This window comes from Achromobacter colocynthidis (assembly GCF_057334535.1).
On record NZ_JBHFIZ010000037.1, the window covers coordinates 204083 to 213871 of the forward strand.

Sequence of the window (9789 nt, forward strand, 5' to 3'; positions counted from 1 at the left end):
GTATTGAGCTCGAATCCTATGGAAAGCAGGCCCGCAATATTCACGCTAGCAGCATCGGAGTATCCATGGTGATGGCACTGGTAGTCTCAATGCTCTTGACCGCCATTGCCATGGTCCTTACGCCTGAACGTCCACCGAGCATAACTGGCTGGTTGTTCATCGCGTTTCTACCATGGAGCGGTGTCATGATCGTCAGCGCGATCTACCTATGGCATCGCCTCCTCTCCGGAAAATTCCGCGGCGGTTTCATCCGCATCCATCGCGGCACTCGCAAGCTCTATTTCGTCACCCCTCGAGACCAACGCCTGCTGACGCTCGATTGGGACGAGATTCGCGCCCTGGCTGGGTATATCCCCATCGTCAGTGCGGGCGGCTACACCAGCCGGTATCCGCTGTACCTGATTGCAACCGACTGGACGCAATCCCCTCCCAAAGAAATCTGCGTCTCTTGCGGCAACCTCGGCTGGCGAGACGGTGGAAGCTCCGCCAAGGAGCTATGGGACTACCTTCAGATATTCATGGAACACGGCGCCGACGCGTTGCCGCAACCGCCCCCCATCCCACCCCGCCTATCACGCAAAGAAACCTTCCTGCGTTTCTACCGTGACTGGGCGGACAAATACCGCCGTGACCTCGCCACCCCGAAAGGAAAGCGATGGGCGTTCTTGGTAATCCCCGCAAAGATCCTGGCGCTGATCTGCATCGTGTTCCCCGACAGCCTCGCCGAGTTCATCGAATACAACGTGCCCTACACGTCCTTCTCCAAAGAGATCGACGCGCTCTGCGGCTTCAAGGACCAGCGCGCTCCCATCATGCGGCTGAATGGTGAACGCATAGACTCGTGATCAAACTCGAACGGTAGAACGCCTTTCTACAAAGCTCTGCGGCTTCGTCGACCTGCCTGTTCCCGTCACACCCGCTTGTACATGATCGTCGTCGCATCGACCTTGCCCGGGTCATGCGGGTCGCGGCTGAAGCCGGGAATTTGTCCCACCGCGATATAACCGGCCGACGTATACAAGGGTTCGGCGCTATCGCCCGTGCGGGTGTCCAGGGTGATCAGGCTGCGCCCGAGCTTCACGGCTTGCGTTTCGGCTTCGTTGAGCAGGCGGCGGGCGATGCCGCGGCGGCGGAAGTCCGGATGGACCAGCAGCTTGCGGATCTCGGCCCGATGCGGTTGATTGGGTGGCGTATCGCAATCCAGTTGCACGGCGCCGGCCAGCCGGCCGCCCTCTCGCGCGACCCACAACGACAGACCACCTTGCGCAACCGCGGGCAGTACCTTTGCCCGCCAGAACGCATTGGCGTCGTCCATTGAAAACGGCAGGACAAAGCTGACACTGGCCCCATTCTGCACGCAGGCGTGCAGCAGGCAGCTCAGTTCGGCCAGGCAGGCTTCCGCGGCGTCGGCCGTCAGAAAGGTCAGTTCAAGGCGGTTGTTGTCGTGGGGCATGGTGGGCTCAGACGATGAACAGCAGATAGCGGGCGCCGCGTTGCGGCGGGGTAAGGAACAGGCTGGCGCCGAACAGTTGGTAGCGCAGGCAATCGCCGGGCGCCAGGGTGTACGACTGTCCATCAACGGTGATGCTCAGTTCGCCTTCCAGCATCAGCAGGTGGTGTTCCAGGCCGGGCCGGGGTGATTGCTCGTAGGCAATGCGGGCGCCGGGCGCAAGTTCGCAGGCCAGGACTTCGCCGGCAAGTTGCTGCGCGGGCGGGGATACCGAACGCCTGCGAAAGCCCGCGCTGTCGTCGACCCACACGGCCTGGCCGTGTTCGGGCACCAGCGGCGCGAAGTCGTCTTCCACCATCATCATCAGGCGCGACATGGTCAGGCCGTGCGCGGCGCACAACTTGCCGAGCACGGCGGCGGTGGGGCTGACGTCGGCGTTTTCCAGGCGCGACAAGGTGGCGCGGCTGACGCCCGCCAAGCCGGCAAGCTCGTCCAGCGACCAGCCGCGTTCTTGCCGCAGCGCCTTCAGCCGCTGGGCGATGCGGCGGTCCAGATCAGTATCGATGGGTGCGTTTTCCATATATGGGAATTTATCTCACATAAGAAAACCCGGCAAGATCGGATCTTAAATAAAACTTCGGCACAATACGGCATGCCTTTGGCCAGAATCCTACTCATGTCTCTCCTTTGCCTATCGTTTTTGGGCGGCTGCGCCCTGCCGCCGTTGGACAAACGCAGTGAATCGCAGGCCTTGACGCCTGACGAGTCGCTGGCCACGCCGCTGGGTCGCGGCATTGCGCCTCGGGCGGCGGCCCACCCCGGAAAATCCGGCATCCACCCCTTGAGCGATGCCCATGACGCCTTTGCAGCCCGCATGATGCTGGCGCGCGCGGCTGAGCGCAGCCTGGATGTGCAGTACTACATCTGGCACAACGACATGACCGGCACCATGCTGCTGGAAGCGCTGCACGAAGCCGCCGACCGGGGCGTGCGCGTGCGCCTGCTGCTGGACGACAACGGCACGGCTGGTCTGGACAAGGTGTTGGCCGCGCTGGATACGCACCCCAATATTGAAGTGCGGCTATACAACCCTTTCGTGCTGCGCTGGCCGAAGCCGCTGGGCTACGTCACGGATTTCAGCCGACTGAATCGACGCATGCACAACAAGTCATTCACCGCCGACAACCAGGCCACCATCATCGGTGGCCGCAACATCGGCGATGAGTACTTTGGGGCGGGCAGCGGCGTGGTGTTCACCGACCTGGACGTGCTGGCCATCGGTGCGGCGGTCAATGATGTATCCAAGGACTTCGACCGCTACTGGGCCAGCGACTCCGCCTACCCGGTGGACCGCTTGCTGAAACCGGCCCTGCCCGGCGAACTGGAAGCCCTGGAGGAACAGGCCAGCAAGGTCGAGCGGTCACCCGAGGCCGCCACGTATGCCGAAGCGCTGAAGCAGTTGCCGTTCATCCGGCAACTATTGCAAGGCGAGCTGGAACTGGAATGGGCCGAGACCCGCATGGTCAGCGACGACCCGCGCAAGACGCTGGGCACCGCGCCGCGCGAGGCCATGCTGCCGCACCAGCTTTACGACATCATCGGCACGCCCACCCGCGACATGGAACTGGTGTCGCCCTATTTTGTGCCGACGGCCGACGGCACCCAGTCCTTTGCAAGGCTGGCGCGAAACGGCGTGAAGGTGCGGGTGCTGACCAATGCCCTGGAGGCCACCGATGTGGCGGTGGTGCATTCCGGCTACGCCAAGCGCCGCAAGGACCTGCTGGTCAGTGGCGTCGAACTGTATGAAATGAAGCGCAAGGCGGGTGGGGCCGAGCGCAACAAGAGCATGGGACCGTTTGGGAGTTCGGGTTCCAGCCTGCATGCCAAGACCTTCGCGGTGGACGGCCAACGCATCTTTGTCGGGTCGTTCAACTTTGATCCGCGATCGGCCACGCTGAACACCGAACTGGGCTTTGTGATCGACAGCCCCACGCTGGCGGGCCGCATTGCCGAGGCGTTTAGAGAAGACGTGCCCAAGGTGGCGTATCGGGTATGCCTGGACGAGCAAGGCAGCTTGTACTGGCTGGAACAGCGCGACGGCAAGACGCTTCGGCACAACACCGAGCCGGGCACGTCGGCGTGGAAACGGTTCTCGGTGTGGTTCGTGTCGCTGTTGCCGCTGGAATCCATGCTGTGACGCCATCGCAACAAGCGGAGTTCACGGCGACCGCGACGGACGTAGACTGATCTTTTTGAGACCCAGCTTTTCAGCCGCTGCGGTTCAAACCCCGCTTTTCAGCGCCATGCCCGCCTTTAACGTTCCACCATGACTGCCCCGCCCCGCCCTGCTTTGCCCGACCTGGACTGGACCGCCGCCACGCAGTCCCTGGACGCGCACGGCAATGCGATCCTGCCCGGCCTGTTGACCCCCGCGCAATGCACCGATCTGGCCGACGCCTATTCCGAAACGGACCGCTATCGCAGCCGCGTCGTGATGGCGCGACATGGCTTCGGGCGCGGCGAATATCAGTACTTCGCCTACCCGCTGCCGCCCCTGCTGCAAGGCCTGCGCACCGCGCTGTACCCCCGCCTGGCGCCCATCGCCAACCGATGGAACCGGCAGACGGGCATCGCCGTGCAATACCCCGATGATCACGCCGCCTTTCTGCAACGTTGCCACGACGCCGGGCAACGGCGGCCCACGCCCCTGATCCTGCAATACGGCCCCGGCGACTACAACTGCCTGCATCAAGACCTGTACGGTGAACACGTGTTTCCCCTGCAAGTGGCGGTGCTGCTGTCGCGCCCGGGCGTGGATTTCACGGGCGGTGAATTCGTCATGCTGGAAACCAGCAGCCGCGAGCAGCGCGCCGAGGTGCTGCCGCTGCAACAAGGCGACGCGCTGATCTTCACCGTGAACCAGCGGCCCGTGCCGGGTACGCGGAGTTGGCGCAAAGTGGCGATGCGCCACGGCGTGAGCGCGCTGCGCAGCGGCCGGCGCCATACGCTGGGCCTGATCTTTCACGACGCGCAGTAGCCGCAAAACCATGACGCTGGATCTGTTCAACGACGACGACACCACCCAGCACGGCCGCGAGCAGATCGGCCCGCAGTCTTTCGTGCTGCGCGGCTTTGCGCTGCCCTACACGGACGCCCTGCTGCAAGGGGTGGACGCGGTGGCCGCGCGGTCACCGTTTCGCCACATGCACACGCCGGGCGGCTACACCATGTCGGTCGCGCTGACCAATTGCGGAACGCTGGGTTGGACGTCGGACGCGCACGGCTACCGCTACACGCGCATCGATCCGCTGTCCGGCCTGCCCTGGCCCGATCTGCCCGACGCCTTTCTGCGTCTGGCCCAGGCCGCCGCGGCCGATGCGGGTTTTTCAGGTTTTACCCCCGACGCCTGCCTGGTGAACCGCTACGAACCCGGCTCGCGCCTGTCGCTGCACCAGGACAAGAACGAACGCGATTACGACGCGCCCATCGTGTCGGTGTCGCTGGGCATGCCCGCCCTGTTCCTGTTCGGCGGCCACGCGCGCACGGACAAGGCCGCGCGGGTGCCGCTGTTGCATGGCGACGTCGTCGTCTGGGGCGGGGTGGACCGGCTGCGCTATCACGGGGTGCTGCCGATGAAGGACGCGCCTCACGCCCGGCTGGGCAGCCAACGGGTCAATTTCACGCTGCGCAAGGCGGGTTGACCCCTAAGGCCACGCGTCCCAGGGCCCCGCCCGCAAGGCCAATTGAGGGCAAAGCGGCGCGGCCGGGTTAGCATAGCCGCACGCTTAACCTCAAAGAGAGTCCTGACATGCATTCGCTGGGCCGTCTCGTCCTTCTCGTGAACGACTACGACACCGCCATTTCCTTCTATCAAGACAAGCTGGGCATGGAGGTGTTCGCAGATATGCCCGTGGGCCAGCAGCGCTACGTGCACCTGCGCCTGCCGTCCCAGCCTGCCGTGGGCGTCTGGCTGTTGCAAGCCCTGACCCAGGCGCAGCGCGACCGCGTCGGCGACCAGACCGGCGGCCAGCCGGTTGGGGTGTTCTACACCGACGACGTCATGCGCGACCACAGCAACTTCACCGCGCGCGGGGTGCGCTTCACCAAGGAGCCCATCCATGACGACACCACCATTTATGCCCACTTCATTGACCTGTACGGCAATGAATTCATACTGGTGCAAATGAAGCGCCCCTAGCGCTCCTGGCGCCACGCAAGACCGCCATGACCCTGGCCAACCCGAAACAGGACTGGATTCTCCGCGCGGCCACCTCCGGCCACGTCGAGCGCATCGAAGCCTATTTCGGTGGTCATGGCTACGACATGCACCGCCACGACACCTACGCCATCGGGCGCACCCTGTCGGGCGTGCAAAGCTTCCATTACCGTCGGGACTTCCGGCACAGCCTGCCCGGCGGCACCATCGTGCTGCATCCCGATGAGCCGCACGACGGCCAGGCCGGCACCGAAGCCGGCTTCCACTACCGCATGATCTACGTCGAACCCGCGCTGATCCAGCAGATTCTGGGCGGACGGCCACTGCCGTTCATCGCGGGCGGCCTCTCTGGCGACGCCCGGCTGCACGCCGCCAGCGGCGCCTTGTTGCTGAACACGCAGGAAGCGCTGGACCCCCTGCGGGAAGACGACGCGCTGTATGACCTGGCCCACGCGCTCTGCGCCGCGGCGGGAGGGCCTGGCGGGCGAAAAGCGGGGCCACGAATGGGGCAACAAACGGGGCAACAGAGAGGACGACAGACGGGTCGGCGGTCCGCCGACTACGTGGCCGCCGAGCGCGCCCGGCACTACATCCATGACTCGCTGGACACGACCATCACCTTGGACGCATTGGCGGCGGCGGCCGGAAAAGACCGCTGGAGCCTGTCCCGCGATTTCCGCGCGCTGTTCGGCACCAGCCCTTACCGCTATGTGATGTTGCGCCGGCTGGACCTGGCACGCCGGCTGATCGCCAACGGCATGCCCTTGGCGGATGCGGCGGCCCATGCCGGTTTCACCGACCAAAGCCACCTGACTCGCCGACATGTCCAAACCTACGGCATGCCCCCGGACCGGTGGCGGCGCATGCTGCACGCCTAGCCCGCGCCGGCCAACAAAGCCCGCCTGGGCATGAAGCCGCCTGATCCCTCCCCACCCCGGCCCAAACCTGCAAGAACGTACAAGACGCGACGCCACGGTGCGCCCTAATCTGTACCTCTCTCTTCTTGTCCAGGTTCCACCATGCCCCCCATTTCCGCCATCAATATCTCCGGCAAGCTTGCGTTGTTTTCCGAGCACTGGCGCCCCAAGGTCATCGCGCAGATGAACGACTACCAGTTCAAGGTGGTCAAGGTGCAAGGCGATTTCGTCTGGCACAGCCATGCCGACACCGACGAAACCTTCATCGTGGTCAGCGGCCGATTGCGCATCGACCTGCGCGACGGCCACATCGACCTGGGGCCCGGCGAAATGGCCGTCATCCCCAAGGGCGTGGAACACAAACCCTGTGCCGTCGAGGAAACGCATCTGATGCTGGTTGAACCCTGCGGCGTGCCCAATACCGGCGACCAGGGCGGCGAGCGCAGCGCGCCCAACGACGTCTGGATTTGACCCCCGTGATTCTGCTACCGTGAATTCCCCCCAGGAGGACACCATGCCCAAAGTCATGCTCGTTACCGGCGGCAGCCGTGGCATCGGCGCCGCCGTCGCCAAGCTGGCCGCGCGCCGCGGTTACGCGGTCGGCATCAACTACCGCACCCACTCTGACGCCGCCGACGCCGTCGTGGCCCAGATCCAGCAGGCGGGCGGCACCGCGCTGGCCATCCAGGCCGACGTGTCGCAAGAGGACGATGTGCTGCACATGTTCCGCACGCTGGACGAGCGACTGGGCCGCATAGATGCCCTGGTCAACAACGCCGGCATCCTCGAAACGCAGATGCGCCTGGACCAGATGGAAGCCAACCGCCTGCTGCGCGTGCTGTCCACCAACGTCATCGGCGCTTTCCTGTGCGCGCGCGAAGCCGTGCGCCGGATGTCGACGCGCCATGGCGGCGTGGGCGGCGCCATCGTCAACGTGTCGTCCGCAGCGGCGCGCCTGGGTTCGCCCAATGAGTACGTGGACTACGCGGCCTCCAAGGGCGCGCTGGACACGATGACCATCGGCCTGTCCAAAGAGGTGGCGCCCGAAGGCATCCGCGTGAACGGCGTGCGCCCCGGCACCATCTACACCGACATGCACGCAAGCGGCGGCGAGCCGGGCCGGGTGGACCGCCTGAAAAGCGTGATCCCGCTGCGGCGCGGCGGCTCGGTGGAAGAAGTGGCCGGCGCCGTCATGTGGCTGTTTTCCGAGGAAGCCGGCTATACCAGCGGCTCGTTCATCGACGTGTCCGGCGGCAGTTGAACGGATCGCTGGAGGGGTAACAGGAGGGGCTACCTGCCTGCCGAGGCTCAGCCGTTACCGCGGGGTTTGTCGTCGGTGGCGATGACGCCCTTGTTCTCCGGGCCGTCGGAAATGCGCGCCTCGACGCGGCGCAGCACCGCCAGCACGAACAACGCCAGCAAGGTGCTGACCAGCGCCGTGGCTTCGCGGCCCATGCCTGCCGCCACACCGATGGCGGCGGTCATCCAGATGCTGGCGGAAGTGGTCAGCCCGTGGATCTCGCGTTCATCGCTGAGCTTGATGATGGCGCCCGCGCCCAGAAAACCGATGCCGGCGATCACCCCCTGCAACACCCGGCTAAGGTCACCGACTTCCATGCCGCCCTGCAAAGGCACCAAGACAAAAATGGCCGCGCCCAGCGCCACCAGCATATGGGTACGCAAGCCCGCCGCCTTGCCGCTGCGCTCGCGCTCGAACCCCAGCATGCCGCCCAGGATCACCGCCATGCCCAGGCGAAGGACAATGCGCGTGGCTTCGCCAACATCCGGAATGTCCGCGAATTCGCTACGCACGGTGGACCAGATTTCAAACCAGACTTCCGCCATCTGTTGCATCCTGAAAGGCACGGGTTGAAGGGAGTGGGGTGAAGGCAACGAGGTCAACGTGATGAGGTGGGTCGAGCATAGCAGGCGCGGCCGCGGCCGCGCCATGTCCGCGCTGGCACCGGCCGCGCAACTGGTTTACAACCAATGCGTGCCCCGCGCGTGCGGGCGTGAAACCACAGGAGCCATACATGGACTTGCAGCTTGACGGAAAGCGCGTGCTGATCACGGGGGCATCCAAGGGCATCGGCCTGGCCTGCGCCGCGGCCTTCGCGCGCGAGGGCGCCGACCCGATTCTGGTGGCGCGCGACGATGCGGCGCTGCATCACGCCACGGCATCCATCCTTGAACAAAGCGGCCGCGCGGCGCATGCCATCACGCTGGACCTGGCCCTGCCTGGCGCGGCGGAAAAGCTGGCCAAGGAAACCGGGCCTATCGACATACTGGTCAACAACGCGGGCGCAGTGCCGGGCGGCGCGCTGGACCAGGTGCAAGACGAGCGCTGGCGCGCGGGGTGGGAACTGAAGGTACACGGCTACATCAGCCTGGCGCGCTGCTACTACCCGCACATGCGCGAGGCGGGCGCGGGCGTCATCGCCAACATCATCGGCATGGCGGGCGCGGCGCCGCGCGCGGACTACATCTGCGGCGCGGCGGCCAATGCCTCATTGATTGCGTTTACCCGCGCGCTGGGCGGCGAAGCGCCCCGCCACGGCGTGCGCGTCTTTGGCGTCAACCCCTCACGCACACGAACCGACCGCGTGCTGACGCTCGCCCGGCAACGCGCGCAAGCGCGCTGGGGCGACGAGACGCGGTGGCAGGAAACGCTGTCGGACCTGCCCTTCAACCGCCTGATGGAACCCGACGAAGTGGCCGACATGATTGTGTTCGGCGCCTCGCCGCGCGCGGGTTACCTGAGCGGCACGGTGATTGACCTGGACGGCGGCGAGCAGTACGCAAAATAGTGCGGCGGCCGGCGCTTGGGCCGGCCAGATAACTCAGCGCGCGCCGGCTTGCCAGCCCGCCAGCAGTGCGGGTAGTTGCGTCATGTCGGTGAACACATGGGCCACGCCCACATTGCGCAGTGCCTCGGCGCCGCTGTGGCCGTTGGCGTCGGGGCTGTAGCCGAACACCGTGGCGCCCGCGGCCACCCCGGCGGTGGCGCCGGTGACCGTGTCTTCAACAATTGCGCAACGCTTGGGGTCAACACCCAGCGCTTGCGCGGCGGCCAGGTACACGTCCGGAAACGGCTTGCTGCGCGGCATCTCGTGACCGCTGAAGACACGCCCGTCAAAACACTCGGCAATGCCGACCTTGGCCAATTGCAGTTCCACCTTGTGGCGGTCGGCGCCGGCCGCCCCGGC

General features: G+C 65.4%; 13 protein-coding genes. 9 read left to right on the forward strand and 4 right to left on the reverse strand.

Annotated elements, in window-relative coordinates:
* Nucleotides 1-185: 185 nt before the first annotated feature.
* The gene (locus ACE04A_RS20715) at nucleotides 186-845 is read left to right on the forward strand and encodes a DUF6708 domain-containing protein (protein WP_448716803.1); all 660 of its coding nucleotides are present in this window, start codon (nucleotides 186-188) and stop codon (nucleotides 843-845) included.
* Between the two features lie 65 nt (nucleotides 846-910).
* Here ACE04A_RS20715 and ACE04A_RS20720 read toward each other — a convergent pair whose 3' ends face one another.
* Both ACE04A_RS20720 and ACE04A_RS20725 read right to left on the reverse strand, forming a co-directional pair.
* Nucleotides 911-1453 carry a GNAT family N-acetyltransferase gene (locus ACE04A_RS20720; RefSeq protein ID WP_448716804.1) on the reverse strand — a complete coding sequence of 181 codons (543 nt, stop codon included), beginning with the start codon at nucleotides 1451-1453 and terminating at the stop codon, nucleotides 911-913.
* A gap of 7 nt (nucleotides 1454-1460) precedes the next feature.
* A complete protein-coding gene (locus ACE04A_RS20725; RefSeq protein WP_448716805.1) occupies nucleotides 1461-2030 on the reverse strand; it encodes a helix-turn-helix domain-containing protein in 570 nt (189 codons plus the stop codon).
* Between the two features lie 72 nt (nucleotides 2031-2102).
* On the opposite strand from ACE04A_RS20725, the gene ACE04A_RS20730 reads away from it, so the two are divergent.
* The 7 genes from ACE04A_RS20730 (at nucleotide 2103) to ACE04A_RS20760 (ending at nucleotide 7844) form a co-directional block, all read left to right on the forward strand.
* Nucleotides 2103-3647, forward strand: a complete 1545-nt coding sequence (locus ACE04A_RS20730; protein WP_485820463.1) for a phospholipase D family protein — start codon at nucleotides 2103-2105, stop codon at nucleotides 3645-3647.
* Between the two features lie 129 nt (nucleotides 3648-3776).
* Nucleotides 3777-4487 (forward strand): 2OG-Fe(II) oxygenase, encoded by a 711-nt coding sequence (locus ACE04A_RS20735; RefSeq protein WP_448716806.1) that lies wholly within the window; start codon nucleotides 3777-3779, stop codon nucleotides 4485-4487.
* A 10-nt stretch (nucleotides 4488-4497) separates the two neighbouring features.
* Nucleotides 4498-5151, forward strand: a complete 654-nt coding sequence (alkB, locus tag ACE04A_RS20740; protein WP_448716808.1) for a DNA oxidative demethylase AlkB — start codon at nucleotides 4498-4500, stop codon at nucleotides 5149-5151.
* Nucleotides 5152-5258: 107 nt separating this feature from the next.
* Nucleotides 5259-5648 carry a VOC family protein gene (locus ACE04A_RS20745; RefSeq protein WP_100854704.1) on the forward strand — a complete coding sequence of 130 codons (390 nt, stop codon included), beginning with the start codon at nucleotides 5259-5261 and terminating at the stop codon, nucleotides 5646-5648.
* A gap of 26 nt (nucleotides 5649-5674) precedes the next feature.
* Complete coding sequence (locus ACE04A_RS20750) at nucleotides 5675-6544, forward strand: AraC family transcriptional regulator (protein WP_448716810.1); 870 nt, start codon at nucleotides 5675-5677, stop codon at nucleotides 6542-6544.
* A 141-nt stretch (nucleotides 6545-6685) separates the two neighbouring features.
* Nucleotides 6686-7054 (forward strand): cupin domain-containing protein, encoded by a 369-nt coding sequence (locus ACE04A_RS20755; RefSeq protein WP_448716811.1) that lies wholly within the window; start codon nucleotides 6686-6688, stop codon nucleotides 7052-7054.
* Nucleotides 7055-7097: 43 nt separating this feature from the next.
* On the forward strand, nucleotides 7098-7844 hold the full coding sequence (locus ACE04A_RS20760) for an SDR family oxidoreductase (protein ID WP_485820464.1): 747 nt from the start codon (nucleotides 7098-7100) through the stop codon (nucleotides 7842-7844).
* Between the two features lie 47 nt (nucleotides 7845-7891).
* Here ACE04A_RS20760 and ACE04A_RS20765 read toward each other — a convergent pair whose 3' ends face one another.
* Nucleotides 7892-8428 carry an MgtC/SapB family protein gene (locus ACE04A_RS20765; protein ID WP_259249803.1) on the reverse strand — a complete coding sequence of 179 codons (537 nt, stop codon included), beginning with the start codon at nucleotides 8426-8428 and terminating at the stop codon, nucleotides 7892-7894.
* 188 nt (nucleotides 8429-8616) lie between these two features.
* Between ACE04A_RS20765 and ACE04A_RS20770 the strand changes: the two genes are divergently transcribed.
* Complete coding sequence (locus ACE04A_RS20770; protein ID WP_259249805.1) at nucleotides 8617-9390, forward strand: SDR family oxidoreductase; 774 nt, start codon at nucleotides 8617-8619, stop codon at nucleotides 9388-9390.
* A gap of 33 nt (nucleotides 9391-9423) precedes the next feature.
* Here ACE04A_RS20770 and ACE04A_RS20775 read toward each other — a convergent pair.
* On the reverse strand, nucleotides 9424-9789 hold a 366-nt coding region (locus tag ACE04A_RS20775), incomplete at its 5' end, for an HAD-IA family hydrolase (protein WP_485820465.1).

Coding starts and splice junctions, on each gene's coding strand:
- ACE04A_RS20715 (WP_448716803.1), top strand. CDS start 186: ATGATCGTCAGCGCGATCTACCTATGGCATCGCCTCCTCTCCGGAAAA.
- ACE04A_RS20720 (WP_448716804.1), bottom strand. CDS start 1,453: ATGCCCCACGACAACAACCGCCTTGAACTGACCTTTCTGACGGCCGAC.
- ACE04A_RS20725 (WP_448716805.1), bottom strand. CDS start 2,030: ATGGAAAACGCACCCATCGATACTGATCTGGACCGCCGCATCGCCCAG.
- ACE04A_RS20730 (WP_485820463.1), top strand. CDS start 2,103: ATGCCTTTGGCCAGAATCCTACTCATGTCTCTCCTTTGCCTATCGTTT.
- ACE04A_RS20735 (WP_448716806.1), top strand. CDS start 3,777: ATGACTGCCCCGCCCCGCCCTGCTTTGCCCGACCTGGACTGGACCGCC.
- alkB (WP_448716808.1), top strand. CDS start 4,498: ATGACGCTGGATCTGTTCAACGACGACGACACCACCCAGCACGGCCGC.
- ACE04A_RS20745 (WP_100854704.1), top strand. CDS start 5,259: ATGCATTCGCTGGGCCGTCTCGTCCTTCTCGTGAACGACTACGACACC.
- ACE04A_RS20750 (WP_448716810.1), top strand. CDS start 5,675: ATGACCCTGGCCAACCCGAAACAGGACTGGATTCTCCGCGCGGCCACC.
- ACE04A_RS20755 (WP_448716811.1), top strand. CDS start 6,686: ATGCCCCCCATTTCCGCCATCAATATCTCCGGCAAGCTTGCGTTGTTT.
- ACE04A_RS20760 (WP_485820464.1), top strand. CDS start 7,098: ATGCCCAAAGTCATGCTCGTTACCGGCGGCAGCCGTGGCATCGGCGCC.
- ACE04A_RS20765 (WP_259249803.1), bottom strand. CDS start 8,428: ATGGCGGAAGTCTGGTTTGAAATCTGGTCCACCGTGCGTAGCGAATTC.
- ACE04A_RS20770 (WP_259249805.1), top strand. CDS start 8,617: ATGGACTTGCAGCTTGACGGAAAGCGCGTGCTGATCACGGGGGCATCC.